The following is a 20,127-nucleotide window of genomic DNA, read 5'->3' as shown; positions in this document are numbered from 1 at the left end:
GATGACAAGCTTTTTAAAAAAAAGATACATAGTTCCAGTAGTTGCCTCGGCACTACTATTTTTAGGTGCCAGTTTCAAAAATGATTTTTTTGAAATTGCTAAGCAAATAGAAATATTCACTACCCTTTTTAAGGAACTAAATACTAATTATGTCGATGAGACAAATCCCGGGGATTTAATGGATAACGCTATCAAAGGAATGTTAGCTGGCCTAGATCCCTATACTGTTTACTTCAATGAACAAGACGTGGTAAAATTCAAAATAAACAATACCGGGGAGTATACAGGAATTGGCGCACTTATAACCAGAAAAGAAGATAAAATAATCATTCGAGAGGTCTATAAAGATTTCCCTGCTGACAAAGCAGGTTTTAAGCCCGGAGACGAAATAATTCAAATTGGCGATGTGCTTTTATCAGAGTTTAAAGACGATGCCTCTCAATTGATGAAAGGCGCAAAAAACACTAAAATCGATGTAAAATACATTCGTCAAGGAAAAACAAATACGACACAAATTATCCTGGATGAAGTCGCAATAAAATCAGTGGTGTTTTTCTCAAAAATAGATGATAAAACAGGGTATATCGTTTTAGCTCACTTTAATCAAAAAGCTTCTCTTGAAACCAAACAGGCATTAGAAGCACTTAAGAGACAAGGTGCTGAAAGGATAATCTTAGATCTAAGAGGAAATCCTGGAGGATTGCTGAATGAAGCAATAAATATATGCAATCTTTTTGTACCGAAAAACGAAATTATCGTAACCACAAAATCGAAAAACGAAAAACATAACAACACCTATAAAACAGCTATGGAACCAGTAGACACGGCAATTCCATTGGTTATAATTATAAATGACAGAAGTGCGTCAGCATCAGAGATTGTTGCAGGAGCATTACAAGATTTAGACCGTGCCGTAGTAGTAGGAAGCCGAAGTTTTGGAAAAGGTTTAGTACAAAAACCAATCGACCTAACATACAATACCCAGTTAAAAGTGACGATTTCGAGATATTACACTCCCTCCGGCCGATGCATACAAGCTTTAGACTACTCACATAAAGACAAAAACGGAGCAGCTATTAGAACGGAAGAAAAAAATTACAACAGTTTTAAAACCAGAAAAGGAAGAAACGTTTATGATGGTGGCGGCGTTTTACCGGACATCCAACTTGAAGAAACAAAAACAAGTCCTATTGCCAATGCATTGTTGAAAAATGACGGGATTTTCAATTATGCTACTGCCTATTACTATAAAAATCCGAATTTAGGAGCACAAATACCCTCTTTTTCAAATACCGACTTTTTAGATTTTAAACAGTTTTTAAAAGCTCAAAAAATCTCTTTCGACACAGAAACAGAACAGGCGTTAAAAAACACTTTGGCTATAGCCCAAAAAGAAAAAATAGACGTCGCCATTACTACAGAATACCAGCAACTACTTGCAGCAATTCAAAAAAGTGAAGAAACACTATTGGATAAAAACCAAGAAGAAATTAAAGGCTTGATCGTTGATGAAATTATCAAACGCTACCAATACCAAGAGGGTTTCTACCAATATTATGTAAAAACGAATTCTGAAATAAAAAAATCTGTTAGCATTTTAAACAATAGTGCTCAATATAACAACATCTTGAAAATTTAATGCTGAAATATTTTCAAATACTAACCTTTCTATCCTTTAGCTTACTTACTGCTCAAGCAGAAAAAGTAGAGACCGTTTATTTTGAATTTGACAAATACAACCTCTATTCACAGCAGGAGCAAACAATCTTAGATTTTATTATAAAGACAGATACTTCTACAGTAGAATCTATTCAAATCTACGGCTACTGCGACGATCGGGGAAATGCTGATTATAATTATAAATTATCAGAACAAAGAGTGAATACTGTTCGTAATTTACTTGTTTCCTATGGCTTCAATAAAAACAAAATTATAATAATTGAAGGAAAAGGACGTGTACTACTAACTGACAACATTTTAGAAAATTTGGGTGAAATACGATCTAAAAACAGACGCGTAGATTTACTAATAGTCAAAAAAAATAGTTTTGGAAAAGGAATTTATAACTCTTTTCAAGATAAGCACGTAGTAGGAGATCGAATCTATTTAGAAAAAATATATTTTGCTTTAGGAAGCAGTAAGCTCAACAATCAATCCAAACACGAATTAGACAAAATTGCAAAAATACTGAACTTAAATAGAGAAATTGAGTTTAAAATCATAGGCCATGTCTGTTGTACCCCAAACTATTACAATGATGCTATTGATCGCGCAACTAGTAAAAGAAAACTGTCAGTAAATCGAGCTAAATCTGTTTTCCACTATCTAATAAATAAGAATGTCAATAGCTTAAGAATGTCCTACAAGGGTGTTGGAAATAAATCCCCTTTAGGAAAAGGGGCAGAATTCGACAGGAGAGTTGAATTTCTTATTACTAAAATGTAATTACTCTTTTTTCATCTCGATATGAGGAATATCATCTTCTAAATACATTTCACTACTTTGTACAAATCCGTGGCTTTCATAGAATTTCTTTAGGTATAATTGAGCACCAATGGTGATTTTACTTTCCCCATAATGCTGCGCTATTCCCGCTGCGGCTTCCCGCATCAAATCATGCCCCCATTTCCTGTCACGGTAATTAGCGTCGACCACTACCCTACCAATAGAAGCATTATCAAAACTGATTCCGGGTTTAAAAAGACGGGCATGAGCCACCACTTTTCCTTCAAACTCTGCAAAAAGATGCAACGCCACCTTATCCTTGCCATCAAGATCAAGATAGACGCAGTTTTGCTCCACTACAAAGATTTCACTTCTTAACTTAAGTAAATCATACAGTTCATTCACTGAAAGCGCCTCAAAAGGCTTTATTTTCCATTCTATTGCCATGGATTATTTTTTTTTAAAAACTTGGTTACGGAGATTGTTTCGCTACTTTACAATTCCTTTTTAAGCACACTAACTGATTTTATAATGGATTCTAGTTGATGCATTGAATCACGTTTCTCTTTTGATGGGGAATAACAGAATCCTTCTAGAAACAATACTCTATTGTTTTCAGGATCAAAAATTGCATAATTAATAAAAGGCCCCGACATGAAATCATTTCTTAATTCCCAGGTTCCTTTCGTTTCATATGTTAATTTACCGTCGAGTTTAATCTTAAAAAAGTAAGGAGCATAGGCCTCTTCAGTAATCATATCTGTATTAGGCTCTTTTCCGTGAATGTATAACGCACCTATAGAATCCCTGGTTTTAATGATATTTGAAACCAAATTATTGCTATTCTTTATAGCATTAATAGGTACTTGATAAATTAATAAACTAGTATTTCCGCTTACTAATTCTTTCTTTAGCCAGATAACGTTAGAATCCTGCACCATATATTCATAATCTGATGGGACGTCTAACGTGATATTAAATTTTTTAGTGAAAATTCTTTCTTCAAGAAGTGCCTTTTTATTAATTCTTTGGCATTCTTCAATTTCTGTCTGACGAATGATTTGAATTATTTGAGGGGTGTTTTTTTCAAAAATAGCTAAGATATCTTCTCCCGTTTTTCCTGAAATATGAAAAACATTCTGAGGTTCGGCATATTGATCTTTCTTTATGGCAAAAAGATTTTTATCTCCTTTTTTAACTATAATGATATTTCGGCTATCCGTCATAAACCCTTCCATAAGTTTAATAGGGTATTGATTTATGGTAAAAAGAGGCTCTTCTTGTGGTAATCCGATTACGGGGGACGCAAACTTATTTCTTATACTATCCCCTATCTCGCCATTCCATAACTGATCATCAATGATAACAGAGATATTATTGACTTTTCCTGTCGTTTTGCGAATAGCACTACTATTTTCCTTTTTGCAGGAAAAAAATAGAACAGAAATAAGAAGTATTAAAAAATGGGATTTATTCATTCTAACAATATTATGGAATAAAACCCAAATTTATAGAAGTTATACCACTTTTAGCTATTAATTAATCTGAAAATTAATGGCATAATACTGATAACTTGTGCCGGTTTGTCGATATGGCTTAAAAAGAGTTCGATTTTTATTGGACTCTTTTATATACACAATCGGTATTAAGCGCACTATCCGCTAATTTTCAACTTCATTCCAGGTTTAATCTTTCCATCGCGAATATCGTTCCACTTTTTAATATCTGAAATCGTTATCCCCGGATATTTTTTAGCTATGCTGTATAAAGAATCGCCTTTTTGGACATAATAATCGCTTCCCATTTTTGTAGAGGCAATAGTATTGTCTTTCTTTTTGAATGAATCTACTGAGGCTTGCGCCGTATTAATAGCGATTTCATTTTTAGCAACAATCAAGACTTTCCCTAAAACAATGTTATAGTCAGATAACTGATTCCATTCTTTTAAATCAGCTAAAGAAGTACCAAATTTCTTCGCTATGTTTCCGAGGTTATCTCCCTTTTGAACTGTATATTCAATATCCTTCAATTCTGCTTCTGCAACAAGCTCCGTTTTAGGGTCGGTATTTGTTTCAGCAACTTTTAAAGAAGTACCTAATTGAACGGTCGTACTCGAAAGATGGTTCCATTCCTTAATTTCAGCTACTGTAACATTGTTTTTTTGAGCAATGCTGTTTAAATTATCTCCTTTTTGTACAATATACGCAGTGGCAGAATTTGCAGGAACGGTATCCCTCTTAACCTCTTTTAAAACTTTAACTTCCTTCACGACTTTTACATCTGCCGAAGCAATTTCCATTTTAGGTTCTTTCTTAACGATTTGCACGACACTTTCAGTAGTAATTATTTTTAAACTTTTACCGTAGGCGATAGTATTACTTCTCAGTCCGTTCCATTTTTTAATTTCGGAAACAGCAACGTCGTATTTGTTTGCAATTGAACCCAAGTTATCACCACGTCTTACTTTGTAATATTTGGTTTTAGTTCGACTAATTGTTTTAGTTTCAGAAGTACTTTCATCATTTTTAGCCACAGCTTTTGAATTTCTGAAAGGGTTTTCCTTAACATCTATTTCATGTTGTATATAAGCATACATCTTGTCTTCATTTGAAACAAATGCAGCAATTTTTTCTGTTGGTAATCTCAAATAATGATGTTCATCGTTATAAAAAGGAATGATGTTCAATTTATATGATGGGTTCAATAATTGCAATTGCGACACGGGAACATCTAATAAATCAGCCACCTGCTTGAATGACATTTCTTTTTTGATCATTATAGTATCAGTGGCAAAGTGTTGCACTACTGCTCTATCTGCTTTTATTCCGTGCTCATTGTGGTATTCATATAAATACATGGTTGCTAAAAAAGCAGGAACATATCCTTGGGTTTCTTTAGGTAGATGTTTTCTTATGTCCCAATAGCTTTGTTTTCCTCCAGATCGTCTGATTGCTTTAGAGACATTTCCAGGTCCTGAATTATAAGAGGCTAATACCAATTCCCAATCTCCGAAAATAGAATACATATTAGACATGTATTTTGCGGCAGCGGCTGTCGATTTCAAAGGATCACTTCGTTCATCTACATAAGAATCAATCTTTAAATTGTATTGTTTTCCGGTTTGATACATAAACTGCCAAAGTCCGGTGGCACCCATTCTAGAAACTGCTTTTGGATTTAATGCTGATTCGACAATAGACAGATACTTTATCTCCAAAGGCACGTTTTGTTTGGCGAAAGCCTCTTCAAACATTGGGAAATAATACTCCGAGATTGCCATTAATCGCTCAAAGGAATGTTTTCTATACTTCAGGAACGATTTAATTACATTTTCCAGACTCTGATTGTATTCAATCTTAAAAGGCGATTTTGCGTTCATGGCCTCTAATCTTGATTTCAACAATTCCGTAGGCAATTCATAATCTACCTTCGCGTCCATATTGATGTTTTCAATATCAGAAGTAATGTCATTGTACAACTCAAGATTTGTCAATTCCTTCATCCATAAACTGTCTACGCAAGAAGCCATTTCATCTTTTACGAAGGTCTTTTTAATTGAATCTAGGTACGATAGATTTGTTTCTATACTAACAATTCCTTTGTTTTCGGCAAATTGTTGCGAAAACGAAGGAATTGATGTTAATAAAATGAATGATAGTGATATATTTTTTATTGTCATATTTATTTTGTCAACATCCTTAATTCTAAACGATTAAGGAACTGTTATTTTTACAAACTTAATATGTTATAACTACAAACTTCTATAAATATTGTTAAAACTGATTATCTAGTCTAAAATAGCTGCGATTCCTGGCAATACTTTACCCTCAAGCATTTCAAGCATTGCTCCTCCACCTGTAGAAACGTAGCTCATTTTGTCCTCAAGACCAAATTGTTTTACTGCTGCTACAGAGTCACCACCACCCACAAGAGAGAAGGCTCCTTTTGCAGTTGCAGCTGCAATATATTTTCCAAGTTCAATTGTACCGTTAGCAAAATTTTCCATTTCGAAAACTCCTAATGGACCATTCCAAAGTATGGTTTTAGATTCCATAATTACTTTTTCAAATATGGCTAATGATTTTGGTCCTGCGTCCAAACCTTGCCATCCATCAGGAATTTCTTTTACGTCAACAATTTTAGTTTCGGCATCATTAGAAAATGCATTAGCAGCAACCACATCTACTGGGATGTGAATTTGGACTCCTTTTTCTTTAGCTAACTTTAAAATTTCTAAAGCCAATTCCATTTTATCATCTTCACAAATAGAATCACCAATTTTTCCTCCTAATGCTTTTACAAAAGTAAATGTCATTCCACCACCAATAATCATGTGGTCTACTTTATCTAAGATGTTTTCTATAACAGTGATTTTAGAAGATACTTTCGATCCACCAAGAACTGCTGTTACAGGCTTCTCACTATTTTTTAATACTTTGTTTAAACTCTCTATTTCTTTAGCTAATAATAATCCGAAACATTTTTTGTTTTCAAAAAACTGGGCAATGATCGTAGTTGAAGCATGTGCTCTGTGCGCCGTTCCAAAAGCATCATTCACATAAATATCTCCAAGTGAAGCCAATTCTTTTGCAAAAGCAACGTCTCCCGCTTCTTCTTCACTATGAAAACGAAGGTTTTCTAACAATAAAACTTCTCCTGCTTTTAAGTTGGCTGCAGCATTTTTAGCCTCTTCACCAATACAATCTGAAGCAAATTGAACTGGAACACCAAGAACTTCTGAAGTTGTTTTCAAAATATGTTTCAAAGAGTATTTTTCTTCAACTCCTTTTGGTCTCCCTAAGTGAGACATCAAGATTACACTTCCACCTTGCGCTAAGATAGCGTCGATTGTAGGTTTTGCTGCTTCAATTCGAGTAGCATCCGTCACATTAAAATTTTCGTCTAAAGGCACATTAAAGTCAACACGTATTATTGCTTTTTTATTTTTGAAATCAAAATCGTTTAAAGTCTTCATCAGGTCTGTTTTTAGTTTGTTTATTTGAAAGAACACCAAATATAGAACTTTTAGATTATTAATAAATTTGAAAAAATCAAAAAAACCCTAGCATAAACAACGAAATCGATGTAAATCCATAAATAATTTATTTTTATGCCAAATAAAAAATGATATATTCACAAAAAGAGAGAATCACACTTTCTAAAACGTTTCCATATCCCATGTCATTTTGCTATTACATTTTAGTAAACTTTGCTATCTAATATTTTAGACTAACCCATTTTCTTATATCTTTGCTTCATGCAATTTTCTGAAATTTTAGGACAAGAACACATTAAAAATCATCTGACACGAAGTGCTGATTTGGGTAGAATCCCGCACGCACAATTGTTTGTTGGTCCTGAGGGAAGCGGTACCTTACCTATGGCGATCGCCTACGCACAATACATTTTATGCGGCAATCAAGATGGAGAAAACAATGGCGCCAACCAAGCGTGCAATATGAAGTTCCAAAAAATATCGCATCCTGATTTGCACTTTGCTTACCCTACCGTAACGACCGAAGAAGTAAAGAAAAGCCCAAAAAGTATTGATTTCATTACTGATTGGAGAAAATTTATAACTACAAATCCTTACGGCGGTTTATTTGATTGGTATGCTATATTAGGTGTTCAGAACAAGCAAGGCGAAATAAGAGTAGATGATGCCCAGGAAATTCTTAAAGCATTGTCGTTAAAGTCATATGAAGGCGGTTATAAAATTATGCTAATCTGGATGGCAGATAAACTTAATATTTCTGCTTCTAATAAATTATTAAAGCTGCTGGAAGAACCACCAGAAAAGACAGTTTTTATTTTGATTACTGAAAACGAGGAAGATTTAATTCAAACGATACGTTCCCGTTGCCAGATTTTACATTTTAATGGTTTGAGCGAGCCTATCATTGCAGAAGCTTTGGTAGCAAGAGAACAAACGGATCCCAAACTGGCGGCAAAAATCGCACATCAGGCACAGGGAAATTACAATATTGCGTTGCATTTATTAAATACTAATGATGAAGAGCATCCCTTTGAGCAGTGGTTCGTTACCTGGGTTCGGGCGGCATTTAAAGCAAAAGGAAATGCTGCCGCAATTCAAGATTTGATTCTTTGGAGTGAAAAAATTGCAGGATTAGGAAGAGAGACACAAAAGAAATTTCTTGAATTTTGTATCGAAATGTTCCGTCAAGCGTTAATGATGAATTACGAGACCAAATCATTAGTTTATTTTGAACCTAAAGTCGATAAATTTAAACTTGAAAATTTTGCTCCATTTGTAAACGGCAATAACATTCATGATATTTTCAAAGAACTATCTGATGCCATGTATCATGTGGAACGCAATGGAAATGCAAAAATTATTTTAACTGATTTATCAATAAAACTCACACGTCTAATCCACAAAAAATAAACTTATGAATAACGTTGCCTCCATTTTAATATTAGTTTTTTTAGCGATTTCTTTTCTACAGTCTGGTTACGACAAACTGTTTTACTGGAAAGACAATATCGACTGGTTAAAAGGTCATTTTGCTAAAACACCTTTACGCAATCAAGTCCCGTTAGCTTTAGCAAATGTACTTGTGTTAGAGTTGATATCTGGTATTTTGTGTATTGTGGGTTGTATCGAATTATTGGTAAACAACGGAAGAGAATTTGGTTTTTATGGCGCGGTCTTTTCTTGCATAACCTTACTTATGTTGCTTTTTGGTCAACGATTAGCAAAAGATTACGATGGAGCAAGAACCATTGTTATTTATTTTATACCGGCAGTAATGGCCGTGTACTGGTTAAATTAGAATACAGAAACGAACGAAAACAGTAATTACATTGACAAATAAAATGACACCAAAACATCCTTCCGAATCCTTGACAACATTAACCGATTTAGTGTTGCCTAGCGAAACAAATCCTTTGAATAATCTTTTTGGCGGTGAGTTACTAGCGCGTATGGATCGTGCTGCAAGTATTGCTGCGCGAAGACACTCGAGAAGAATCGTGGTTACAGCATCAGTTAATAGCGTGGCTTTCAACAGAGCCATTCCGTTAGGAAGTGTGGTTACTGTTGAGGCTAAAGTTTCCAGAGCTTTCAAAAGTTCGATGGAGATTTTTATCGATATTTGGGTCGAAGACAGAGAATCCGGTAACAAAACGAAAGCCAATGAGGCCATTTATACTTTTGTTGCAGTAGACGATACGGGAAGACCGGTTGAAGTTCCTCAAATAATCCCAGAAACGGAGCTGGAAAAAGAACGTTTTGATGCCGCGCTCAGACGAAAACAACTTAGTTTAGTTTTGGCCGGAAAAATGAAACCGGATGAAGCTACAGAGTTGAAGGCTTTATTCATGTAAAAAAAGAGAATTTGAAACTGTCTTTTTTCTAGAAAATTAAGGTTTTAAAAAAAATCTTGAAAGAGAAAATTCACATCATAAAAAGAAGTATTTTTACAAAACATACAATTACTTTTAAACGAAATTATTAGCATACTAATCCATGCCGTTAGTTTGTTACAGATAGAAAAATAATACAAATAGATGAAAGAAAAGGTAAAAGAGAAAGAGAAGATGAGTACAGAGAAAGAAGCTAAATTAAAAGCGCTACAGCTTACGCTAGATAAACTAGATAAAACCTACGGTAAAGGAACTGTAATGAAAATGGGCGATAAAGCCATTGTAGAAGTAGAAACTATTTCTTCAGGGTCTTTAGGAATCGATTTAGCGTTAGGAGTAAACGGTTACCCAAGAGGTCGAATAATCGAAATATACGGTCCAGAATCATCTGGAAAGACAACATTGACACTTCATGCTATTGCAGAAGCTCAAAAAGCGGGTGGAATTGCTGCGTTTATTGATGCAGAGCATGCATTCGATAGAAATTATGCTGAAAAATTAGGGGTAGATATTGAAAACCTAATTATTTCTCAACCCGATAATGGAGAGCAGGCATTAGAAATTGCTGAAAACTTGATTCGTTCAGGAGCAATTGATATTGTTGTTATTGACTCTGTTGCTGCTTTGACTCCAAAAAGTGAGATTGAAGGTGAAATGGGAGATTCTAAAATGGGACTTCATGCCCGTTTAATGTCTCAAGCATTAAGAAAATTAACTGGAACGATCAGCAAAACAAATTGTACTGTTTTCTTTATCAATCAATTGAGAGAGAAAATTGGAGTAATGTTTGGAAATCCTGAGACTACAACTGGTGGAAATGCATTGAAGTTTTATGCTTCAGTACGTTTAGATATCCGTCGTTCTACACAAATTAAAGACGGAGACAGCGTTCTGGGTAACAGAACAAAAGTGAAAGTGGTAAAAAACAAAGTAGCACCGCCTTTTAAAATTGCTGAATTTGATATCATGTATGGTGAAGGAATTTCAAAAACAGGAGAGATTTTAGATCTTGCCGTAGAGTTTGAAATCATTAAAAAAGCAGGTTCTTGGTTCAGTTATGGTGAAACCAAATTAGGACAAGGACGTGATGCAGTAAAATCGTTAATCAAAGACAATCCGGAATTAGCGGACGAACTTGAATTAAAGATTAAAGCTAGAATAAAAGAATTAGCAGACGCATAAAACTAAAAAAGAGTTGGCCATGGCCAACTCTTTTTTTATATCCTATTTAGAAAATATCCATTTCTTCTCGTTTGATTCATTCTCAAATTCCAGTAACTGTGTGTAGATAACGTCACGAACTTCTTCTCTTATATGTCTTCTGTCTACTCCTGTTTTTCCAGAAGTCTCAATTTTTTCGTGTATTTTAACCCGCATTAACCCAGGACTACCACTAAAAAAAGTGTAAGACAACCTCTTTTTGTTATCTGCAAAACTAATAGGAACTATCGGAATCTGATGTTCAATTGCCAGTCGGAATGCACCGTCTTTAAACGTGTCCAAAAGTATAGATTCATCATCTGGAACACCTCCTTCAGGAAAAATACAAACACTTAAACCACGGTCAAATCTTTTCTGCGCCTCATTAAAAACCGTTAAGCGACTTTTAGAACAGCCTCTGTCGACTAAAATACAAGTTCGTTTATAGAAAAATCCAAACAACGGAATTTTACCCAATTCCTTTTTACCTACAAAAACGAAAGGATTTTTCACCGTGGCAAGCATCAGCATAATATCAGTCATAGAAGTATGATTGGCCACAATCATATAGCTTTTATCTGGTTCCAAGGTTTGGTTTCTTTCAATTCTATAGTAAAACCCCATTCCGAAAAGAATGAATTTTGCCCAAATACGCGCCATTTTAAAGTAATACGGGTATCCTTTTTCAGAAACGATAGACGCTACTAAAAACGGTAGCATAATCACTATGGGGATAGTAAATAAAACATAAAACCACATCCGCCATAAAGTCCAGAGAATTATTTTTATTCCTTTCATGAGTTCAAAAATAGGGATTCCTATGATACTATTTTTAAAAAGAATTAAAATTGGGAAATATAACCGCAAAGAACGCAAAGTTTTACGCAAAGTAAAAAACAAGAATGACTGAAAATGAGATTTCTAACATTGTCATTGGTTTAGCAATTGAAGTACACAGAGGACTTGGTCCTGGTTTATTAGAAAACGCTTATAAAGAGTGCTTGTATTTTAAAATTAATCAAGCTGGCTTATTTGTTGAAAAAGAAAAAGCCATGCCTTTAATATTCGAAGATGTTTATTTGGATTGTGGTTACCGAGTGGACTTATTAGTTGAAAAGAAGTTGATAATCGAACTTAAAAGTGTAGATTCTTTAACCGATATTCATCTAGCTCAGACCTTAACTTATTTAAAACTGGGAAAATACAAACTAGGACTTCTTATCAACTTTAATGAAATTCTATTAAAAAGTGGAATCAGAAGGGTCGTTAATAACCTATAATTAATAAGTTATTCATCATTTTAATACCTTAGGGCTTGAAAAAAATATTCTTTACAAACTTTGCGAAAAAACTTTCCGAACTTTGCGGTAAATAACTAAATAAACTACACGAACTTTGCAATTCAGAAAAAAATCATAATGGCAAAAATACTTACCGGTGTCCAAAGTACAGGAACACCACATCTAGGAAACCTACTTGGGGCAATCATACCCGCGATTCAATTATCGAATGATCCAAAAAACGAATCTTTTCTTTTCATTGCCGACTTGCATTCGATCACCCAGATAAAAGACGGAAATACATTAAGAACAAACACCTATAGTACTGCTGCAGCGTGGCTGGCTTGTGGACTAGATGTTAACAAAGTGGTTTTTTACAGACAATCAGATGTGCCACAAACAGCAGAATTATCATGGTATTTGAGTTGCTTTTTTCCGTTTCAACGTTTGACATTAGCGCATTCGTTTAAAGACAAAGCAGACAGACTAGATGATGTAAATGCCGGCTTGTTCTCCTACCCGATGTTGATGGCTGCTGATATTTTATTATACGATGCAGAGTTAGTTCCAGTAGGGAAAGACCAATTACAACATGTGGAGATCACCCGTGATGTAGCTTCTCGTTTCAATCACCAAATGGGAGAAACATTTGTAATTCCTGAAGCTAAAATTCAAGAAGACAGCATGTTGATTCCGGGAACTAATGGCGGAAAAATGAGTAAATCAGCTAATAATTTAATTAATATATTTCTGGAAGACAAAGCGCTGCGCAAGCAAGTGATGTCTATAGAAACGGACAGCACACCACTAGAAGAACCTAAGAATCCAGATACTTGTAATGCTTTTGCTATCTATTCCTTGTTAGCCAATGCCGAGCAACTTGCAGCAATGCGTGCTAATTACGAAGGAGGAAACTATGGTTACGGTCACGCCAAACAAGCTTTGTTTGAACTGATATGCGAAACTTTCAAAACCGAAAGAGAAAAATACAATTACTACATAAACAACCTTCCTGAAGTAGACGCTTTACTTAAAATAGGCGCTAATAAAGCTTCGACTGTTGCAAATGGTGTATTATCTAGAGTACGAGAAAAACTGGGCTTTGAAGCGCTTTAAAACCTTCTAGAACAAAACACAAAAAAGCCCTTTCTAAATCAAACTAGAAAGGGCTTTTGGTTTTAAAATAAAAAAAACTAAATCTCACTAAATGTGGGTATTGTGATTCTACATTAAAACACTTTACTTTGTTAGCACTATTATTAATGTATTATTATACCTTTAAAAACTAATCATGAACCAAAGCCAGGCTAGTCAAGGCTAAGCAATGTGGCAAATTCTTAATAGCATTCCTCCTGTCACTCACATTCACTAAATGCCAAGTAGAGGAAGAATCTCCTAAAAAACAAAGTAATATTGAAACAGTAAGCGCAAGAGAAGCTATTTCATTTCTACAAGAAAACAACGCAATTACTTCGTCGCAAACAGGAAAAAAAGTAACACTACAGCCTAGTTTCGATCAAATTTCACAAGAAAAAATTACAAATAGTGATCAATTACTAACTGTGATTCCGATTTTAAATAAGCAGGAAAAAGGGAAAGTAGAATTCTATTATTAAAAATAGAAAGAGAACTAAAAACAGTAGTTTTTACTATGTATCCCGATAAAAACATAGCTACTTCCTCATTCACCGGAAAAATAATAATGCAAAACTTAAACGGTGAGTTCATTAACGGATACCAAGTGAAAGATGGCTTTATCATTGCACAATTTGTCAAGAAAAGTTAAAGTAATGGGATTACAAAAAAAGATATAATTATTGATGGTGTTAGTTTTACTAATTATGACGTTGTAATTGTCGACAATAATTATCACAATCCTCGCACTTACATAAACTACTTGTCCCTCTTTGGTGGCTTAGCTGGCATTGGATCAAGTAGTATTGATTACGGGATGGGATGGGACTATGGAGATGGGGGAGGTGGTGGAAGTACTGGCGGAAGTACAACAACAATAGATGACAAAACAGACTCTAAAGATTTAGATCCCTGCTCCAAGGAAATTTTGGAACAAATAATAAGTGGTAATTCAATTGAAAGCATTATCAATCAATTTGCAGGAAACGATGCTCAATTTACGTGGACATTGGTAACAAACGATGGAAGCACTTTTAAAAATTCTGGCAATATTGCAGAAACTAATTGGAATAATGCTACTGCGAATAGTTACTTAACCGAGATTAATAGATCTTACACTAATACCGCTACTCGCCTTTCAATTGCTAGAACCATTGTTCACGAAGCTATTCATTCTTATATATTGAGTTACATAGATATTGCTACGCAGGGAGGTGCTTCAGCGTCATATAAAAAATTTCCTGAGCTTTGGAATGAATTGGTTGCCAAGAAATATGGAGACCCGAATACAACATTTGGCTGGAATAAATATCATCACGAAGAAATGTCTAGAAATTACGTCACTACAATTGCAAATGCATTAGCAATATGGGATAACAATCAAAATAATAGCCAATATTATACTGATTTAGCTTGGGGCGGTCTTATTGAAACGGATATTTTTAATCAAACAACCGCTTTAACAGCTGAAGATAGAGTTAGAATTGCTGAATCCAACAAGTCAGAAGATTTAAACAATGCCTACGCATTAAGTAATCCATGTAATTAAATAATTATGAAAGGAAAAACGACAATAACAATTATATGCTTTATACTGTTACTTTTTTTTCAGTCTTGTAAAGCACAAAACACTGATTTTAAATGCAATACCGTCGAAATTATAAATCTATTGCTCCCAAAAAATGATTCAATCTGTTTATTTAAAGAAAGTTATAATATAGGAGAAAGAAAAAAACCACAAAGTTTAATTGATCACTATTTTAGAGTATACAGTTATGATATAATGGAAGAAAATGATTCGATTAAAAATGATAATATAGCCTATAAAGTTTTTTATAAAGATATTGACGGCGTAATTTCTTTTAAAGAACTAAATGAAATGAAAACCAGATATACTTCTTGGTCTAAAAGTGAATGGAGACAATCAAATATTAAAAATAAAAATGTCCGTTTAATTTCCATAACAGATAAAAAATTTGATTGTAATACAGTTTACAGAATTTCAGAACCTTTATATGCAAAAGATGAAATGAAAGCGATTATTAAGGTCCATTCTTCTGTAAATAAAACAGGCGGAACGATTTTGACTATCCTAAAAAAAGAAAATGGAAAATGGAAAATAAAAGGAAGCATCCCTATTGGTACTTCGGGGTAAATAAAATTTATACCAGCTGTTAAGGTAACGCCACGCAAGCTTTGCCCGCATTGATAACTGAAACCTTTAAAACTGAAAGAGAAAAATACAATTATTACATGAACAACCTTTCTGAAGTAGACGCTTTACTTAAAATAGGCGCTACTAAAGCTTCAACTGTTGCAAATGGTGTATTGTCTAGAGTACGAGAGAAATTAGGCTCTCAAGTGCTATAAAAACTACATAATCTTAATATACAACCCCCTTTCTAATTTAAATTAGAAAGGGGGTTGCTTTTTAAATTGCAATATCACTAAAACTGGGTATATTTATTAGCGTAACTATTTCCTAAGATTGAAAAATGATCTTTTAGATAGTTAGAGAAAAAAAGATCCTTCTAATTGTAGAAAAATAGTAAATAACAAACTTATAAAATGAAATATTATATATACTGCATCTTGTGTTTAATGCTTGTTTCTTGTGCTTCCAGAAATTATGAAAAGCGGATAATACCCGACTTTATAAAAGAAGAAACTGCTGGGAAATATCATTATAGCTTACTAGTGGAAGAAGCGTTTCCAAGAATGCTAACTCTAGAAGATTACGAAAAAGCATACCTAGATAGAAACATTCCTTTAGAAACACACAAAGTCAGAATGGTTCCTTTCAATAATAAGCGCACACCACAATGGCCTATAGATTCCTTAGAAATATCGTATTTAAAAGAAAAATACGCTAAGGATACGATTACATATCACTGGAAAAAAAAGGATTTTATTCGACCTAAGTTTAAAATATTTAAGAAAAAAGAAATTCTATTCACCGACAGTTCCATACGCCAAAAACATAACTTAAAAAATGCTTTATTAATTTCAAAACCAATAATAAGTTCGGACAAAAAATTCGCTTTGTTTTTTAAAAGCTCTTACATAGTTAGTTTTATGTACGGAGGAGACTCCAAAAACAATATTAATGGAAAACGTAAATGGTACTTGGAAAACAATCACTACGTATGTCCTTCCATAAATAGAATCAAGTAAAAACCAGCTAAAAACATAAAATATATCAGTAGAAACTCGTTTATCTTCTCGTTCTGGTGCTTGCCTACGGCTAGTACCTATCTAAATTGAAAAAAAAACTTAGCGTTTGCAACGCGAATCATCAATACAAAGTAACTTGTAAAAGTGTTGTTTATTCAAACCTAGAATGTAAGTAATAATCAATAGTTAGATACAATGAGTCACGTTATAAAAGCTATATTTAGTACTAAAAACTAAGTAGGTACTCGTTCCAAACGAGCACCAGAGGGTATATCTCCTTGCGAAAAAGACTAATTATCGTAAATTAATCCGATTATGAAAAAACATATTTCACTTCTTTTCCTAACTTTTTTTTCTATTGCTGTCCTAAAGGCACAAGAGACAAAAAAAGACACCTATGAAGTAACACCAGATTGCAACCTATAATTAAAAAAAACATGAAAACAAGTCTAAAAATATTTTCAGCTCTTTTATTCTTTTTCTCGGTACAGACCAAGGCACAAACCGTTAGTGATACTTTGCAGTATTTAAAAACTAATTTTGAATTAAAAAAAGCGAACTATATAGGAAAACCTTTTTCTAGATTGTTAACGGATTTAAAAATACAACCAACGCAATCATGGCATATTACTCCTTTTAGAAAAAAATATTCAGTAATTAGTACAGATTTCTATTTTCTAAAAAAGGGAGCCACTTATACTAATAGAACAATTGTTTTATCGATCTATTGGCAGGAAGAAATTCCTAAATCTACAGTAGAGATATATGAAAATAAAAATGGTTATCTATTTACTAGTGATGAGCGGACTTTTTACGGAAATAAAATAGTCAAGGATATAAAAGTCTATCGCTAATTTTGTGATATTTTAACCAACGAAAGCCCATATTGATGAGCTTTCATTGGTTGGCTTTAATTATAACATAAAAATAAATATAAAAATATTTGCATTAGTACTATTCTTTTACTCTCGCTGGAACTCGTTTGTTTTCTCGTTCTGGTGCTTGCCTACGGCGAGTACCTATCTAAATTGATACTACAAAACCTAGCATTTGCAACGCGGATCATTAAAAAATAGAAACGCGTAAAAATGTTGTTTGTTCAAACCTAGAATGAAAGTAATAATAAGTAGTTGTATAAAAGAGTCCCGTTATAAACGCTATATTTATTACTGAAAATTAATTGAGGTATTAATCAGAGATGATTTTTATAACGGCCCCTCAAATTGTAATTAATTATGAAAACAATTATCTACACACTATTATTATTAAACGTAAGTTTTATATATTCACAAAATTTAAAAAGCTTAGAAAAAGATTTTAATGCTTTTTACGTAGGCAACGAAATCGCAAAACCAATAAAATATATATTATTTGACGGAAAAGAATGCGCTCATACAAAGGGTGAAAATATATCATATAAATGGCGACAGCTTTTTATATATTAAAAAAAGACATAAAACAGATACCCTTTCAATTGCCATTTTAAAAAAAACAAAGCTACAAAGTAGCAGGAGATTACATGAAGAAGAAGATAACTACTTTATGAAAAAAATTGAAGAGTACGAAAGAAAAACCAATACAAAAGTTCCAAAATCAATGCCCATATCGCGCACTCATAAATACTTTAAGATTTATATCTTTGAAAAAGTAAATGCTAATAAAGTAATTAGGCGCGAAGTGGAATGGCAGTATGCCACTTTTTAAAACCTGCAGTTTGTTTTACAGAAACGGAGTTTTATGATGCCCTTCAAATTGTAATTAATTATGAAAAATGTATTTTATATATTATTCCTTGTGGCAACTACTTTTGTAAATGCTCAAACAAAGGCTAGTGATTTCTTTAGATTCTATAAAGGGGAAGATAAGTATTTAAAACCCATTAAATATGTTTTTTTTGACTCTACTGTTAGTAATGCAGTGAAAAAAAAAGTTAAGCACGAAATCTATTTTTATATAAAAGGAGAGACATTTGTTTATAAAAAAAATCACAAAGCTGACACTTGTTCAGTAGACCTTTTACAAAAAATAAAACTGGATAACCCTGCCGATTTACAGCAGAATGCCTTTCACTATTTTAAAAATAAAAAAGAAGAAGTTAAAAGGAAATCAAATAACAGAACATCTATTATATTTCCTGTAGCTGGTTTTAATAAATACTTTAAAGTTTATGTTTTAGAAAAAATAAAGAACGATAAATTACTAAAGTATGAAGTAGACTGGGAGTATTCTAATTTTTAAAGGGCACGAATTAGACTTTGAAGTTATCTAGTTAAAAAAATTAAACCGCAGATTCGCAGATTTAAAAAAATTAAAAATCTGCGAATCTGCGGTTTATTTACTTTAGTTTATATCGCCTCAAACAATTTTCCCGGCAACGGCCGTACCACACCTTTCAGTTCCATATTTAGCAACATTCCTGAAATTTTATAAATGGGAAAATCACAACGCAGGGCAATGATATCCATTAGTTCTTTTCCCGTTTTTAAAAGAAAATCATACACTTTTTGTTCATCGTCCTCGAGAGTCACAAACAATTGTTTTTGTACGGGTTTTGTTTCTTTTTGAATGTCCCAATTCAGTATATAAACCAAATCAGCTGCGCTAGTGAGCACATTTGCTTTTTGCGTTTTTATAAGGTTGTTACAGCCTGCGCTGTATTTATCAGTTACACGACCCGGAACAGCAAAAACATCGCGGTTGTAATCGTTGGCCATGTTAGCCGTAATCAAGGAACCGCCTCGATCAGCAGATTCTATAACGATGGTCGCCTCAGACATTCCCGCTACGATCCGGTTTCTTCTTACGAAATTTTCCTTTTCGGGATTCGAGGAACTCCAGAACTCGGTCATGAAACCTCCATTCTCTTCGACTTTAGCGACATATTTTTTATGGGTTTTGGGATAGATTTGATTCAAACCGTGCGCCACTACGCCTATCGTTTGTAAATTGTTTTCCATCGCCAATTGATGCGCGACAATATCAACGCCATATGCAAAACCACTTACGATGATAGGATCCAGCGGAGCCAAATCCTCAATCAGCTTCCGGCAAAACTCCGTTCCGTAGGAAGTGATTTGGCGCGTGCCCACAATACTGATTATTTTTCGGTTTTTTAAATCGATATTTCCAGAGGTGAACAATAAAAGTGGTCCGTCGATGCAATGTTTCAAACGATCGGGATAATTGTCGCCTTGAAAATGCGCCACATTGATCGCGTTCGTTCGTATGAACTCCAGCTCTGCATTTGCTTTGTCAAAAACAGTTTGATTCTTTAGATTTTTAAGTAAAATCGAACCCACACCATCAATGGCAGCAAGTTGCGTGGCTTTAGTTTTAAAAACTGCCTCGGCAGAACCACAATGAGTGAGCAGCTTTTTGGCCATAATATCGCCTACACCCTCCACTCTTTGTAATGCCAAAAGATAAAATAAATCTTGTTCTGTCATGCTAATTATTTGTAGTTGAAATGTATAAAAAAATTGCGCTGATTGTTAATAAAAATTGTGAA

22 protein-coding genes and 1 pseudogene are annotated in these 20,127 nt (G+C 33.8%); 17 read left to right on the top strand and 6 right to left on the bottom strand.

From position 1 onward, the window contains the following. Position 1: 1 nt before the first annotated feature. Together QO200_RS06910 and QO200_RS06905 are read left to right on the top strand one after the other, a co-directional pair. Positions 2-1,639, top strand: coding sequence for a S41 family peptidase (locus QO200_RS06910; protein WP_371538094.1), 1,638 nt, complete (start codon positions 2-4; stop codon positions 1,637-1,639). After that, positions 1,639-2,445, top strand: a complete 807-nt coding sequence (locus tag QO200_RS06905; RefSeq protein ID WP_371538092.1) for an OmpA family protein — start codon at positions 1,639-1,641, stop codon at positions 2,443-2,445. The genes QO200_RS06910 and QO200_RS06905 overlap by 1 nt, the downstream gene beginning before the upstream one ends. Here QO200_RS06905 and QO200_RS06900 read toward each other — a convergent pair whose 3' ends face one another. The 4 genes from QO200_RS06900 to pgk form a co-directional block, all read right to left on the bottom strand. After that, entirely contained in the window at positions 2,446-2,892 is a 447-nt protein-coding gene (locus QO200_RS06900) for a GNAT family N-acetyltransferase (RefSeq protein ID WP_371538088.1), read from the bottom strand. It lies immediately after the preceding gene. Between the two features lie 47 nt (positions 2,893-2,939). After that, positions 2,940-3,923 (bottom strand): DUF4837 family protein, encoded by a 984-nt coding sequence (locus QO200_RS06895; protein ID WP_371538085.1) that lies wholly within the window; start codon positions 3,921-3,923, stop codon positions 2,940-2,942. 176 nt (positions 3,924-4,099) lie between these two features. Next, on the bottom strand, positions 4,100-6,124 hold the full coding sequence (locus QO200_RS06890; RefSeq protein WP_371538082.1) for a LysM peptidoglycan-binding domain-containing protein: 2,025 nt from the start codon (positions 6,122-6,124) through the stop codon (positions 4,100-4,102). Positions 6,125-6,232: 108 nt separating this feature from the next. Next, complete coding sequence (gene pgk / locus QO200_RS06885; protein WP_371538079.1) at positions 6,233-7,420, bottom strand: phosphoglycerate kinase; 1,188 nt, start codon at positions 7,418-7,420, stop codon at positions 6,233-6,235. A gap of 282 nt (positions 7,421-7,702) precedes the next feature. Here pgk and QO200_RS06880 point away from each other — a divergent pair, with 282 nt between their 5' ends. The 4 genes from QO200_RS06880 (at position 7,703) to recA (ending at position 11,013) form a co-directional block, all read left to right on the top strand. Beyond that, positions 7,703-8,851, top strand: coding sequence for an ATP-binding protein (locus tag QO200_RS06880; RefSeq protein WP_371538076.1), 1,149 nt, complete (start codon positions 7,703-7,705; stop codon positions 8,849-8,851). A gap of 4 nt (positions 8,852-8,855) precedes the next feature. Then, positions 8,856-9,239, top strand: coding sequence for a DoxX family protein (locus QO200_RS06875; protein ID WP_371538073.1), 384 nt, complete (start codon positions 8,856-8,858; stop codon positions 9,237-9,239). 43 nt (positions 9,240-9,282) lie between these two features. Then, entirely contained in the window at positions 9,283-9,792 is a 510-nt protein-coding gene (locus QO200_RS06870) for an acyl-CoA thioesterase (RefSeq protein ID WP_371538070.1), read from the top strand. A 213-nt stretch (positions 9,793-10,005) separates the two neighbouring features. Beyond that, entirely contained in the window at positions 10,006-11,013 is a 1,008-nt protein-coding gene (gene recA, locus QO200_RS06865) for a recombinase RecA (protein WP_371538257.1), read from the top strand. A 42-nt stretch (positions 11,014-11,055) separates the two neighbouring features. Here the strand turns inward: recA and QO200_RS06860 are convergent, their stop codons facing one another. Further along, the gene (locus QO200_RS06860) at positions 11,056-11,829 is read right to left on the bottom strand and encodes a lysophospholipid acyltransferase family protein (protein WP_371538067.1); all 774 of its coding nucleotides are present in this window, start codon (positions 11,827-11,829) and stop codon (positions 11,056-11,058) included. 104 nt (positions 11,830-11,933) lie between these two features. Here QO200_RS06860 and QO200_RS06855 point away from each other — a divergent pair, with 104 nt between their 5' ends. From QO200_RS06855 to QO200_RS06805, 11 genes and pseudogenes are all read left to right on the top strand, one after another. Further along, positions 11,934-12,311: a GxxExxY protein gene (locus QO200_RS06855; RefSeq protein WP_371538066.1), complete on the top strand. Its 378-nt coding sequence runs from the start codon at positions 11,934-11,936 to the stop codon at positions 12,309-12,311. A 138-nt stretch (positions 12,312-12,449) separates the two neighbouring features. Then, a complete protein-coding gene (gene trpS / locus QO200_RS06850; protein WP_371538064.1) occupies positions 12,450-13,427 on the top strand; it encodes a tryptophan--tRNA ligase in 978 nt (325 codons plus the stop codon). Between the two features lie 535 nt (positions 13,428-13,962). Continuing rightward, on the top strand, positions 13,963-14,097 hold the full coding sequence (locus QO200_RS06845; RefSeq protein ID WP_371538062.1) for a hypothetical protein: 135 nt from the start codon (positions 13,963-13,965) through the stop codon (positions 14,095-14,097). 111 nt (positions 14,098-14,208) lie between these two features. After that, positions 14,209-14,994: a hypothetical protein gene (locus QO200_RS06840; protein ID WP_371538060.1), complete on the top strand. Its 786-nt coding sequence runs from the start codon at positions 14,209-14,211 to the stop codon at positions 14,992-14,994. Between the two features lie 6 nt (positions 14,995-15,000). After that, positions 15,001-15,600 carry a hypothetical protein gene (locus tag QO200_RS06835; RefSeq protein ID WP_371538058.1) on the top strand — a complete coding sequence of 200 codons (600 nt, stop codon included), beginning with the start codon at positions 15,001-15,003 and terminating at the stop codon, positions 15,598-15,600. 23 nt (positions 15,601-15,623) lie between these two features. Then, positions 15,624-15,815: pseudogene (locus tag QO200_RS06830) on the top strand (tryptophan--tRNA ligase); the annotation flags it as partial. A gap of 198 nt (positions 15,816-16,013) precedes the next feature. Further along, positions 16,014-16,619 (top strand): hypothetical protein, encoded by a 606-nt coding sequence (locus QO200_RS06825; protein WP_371538057.1) that lies wholly within the window; start codon positions 16,014-16,016, stop codon positions 16,617-16,619. Between the two features lie 437 nt (positions 16,620-17,056). Beyond that, entirely contained in the window at positions 17,057-17,473 is a 417-nt protein-coding gene (locus QO200_RS06820) for a hypothetical protein (RefSeq protein ID WP_371538055.1), read from the top strand. 381 nt (positions 17,474-17,854) lie between these two features. Further along, positions 17,855-18,064, top strand: coding sequence for a hypothetical protein (locus QO200_RS06815; protein WP_371538052.1), 210 nt, complete (start codon positions 17,855-17,857; stop codon positions 18,062-18,064). Positions 18,065-18,161: 97 nt separating this feature from the next. After that, positions 18,162-18,323, top strand: coding sequence for a hypothetical protein (locus tag QO200_RS06810; RefSeq protein ID WP_371538051.1), 162 nt, complete (start codon positions 18,162-18,164; stop codon positions 18,321-18,323). Positions 18,324-18,383: 60 nt separating this feature from the next. Next, complete coding sequence (locus QO200_RS06805) at positions 18,384-18,857, top strand: hypothetical protein (RefSeq protein ID WP_371538049.1); 474 nt, start codon at positions 18,384-18,386, stop codon at positions 18,855-18,857. Between the two features lie 107 nt (positions 18,858-18,964). Here the strand turns inward: QO200_RS06805 and dprA are convergent, their stop codons facing one another. Continuing rightward, the gene (dprA, locus tag QO200_RS06800; RefSeq protein WP_371538046.1) at positions 18,965-20,065 is read right to left on the bottom strand and encodes a DNA-processing protein DprA; all 1,101 of its coding nucleotides are present in this window, start codon (positions 20,063-20,065) and stop codon (positions 18,965-18,967) included. Positions 20,066-20,127: the final 62 nt, after the last annotated feature.

It is taken from the genome of Flavobacterium sp. Arc3 (genome assembly GCF_041431375.1).
GTDB lineage: Bacteria > Bacteroidota > Bacteroidia > Flavobacteriales > Flavobacteriaceae > Flavobacterium.
This window is presented reverse-complemented; position numbering and strand designations above follow the sequence as displayed.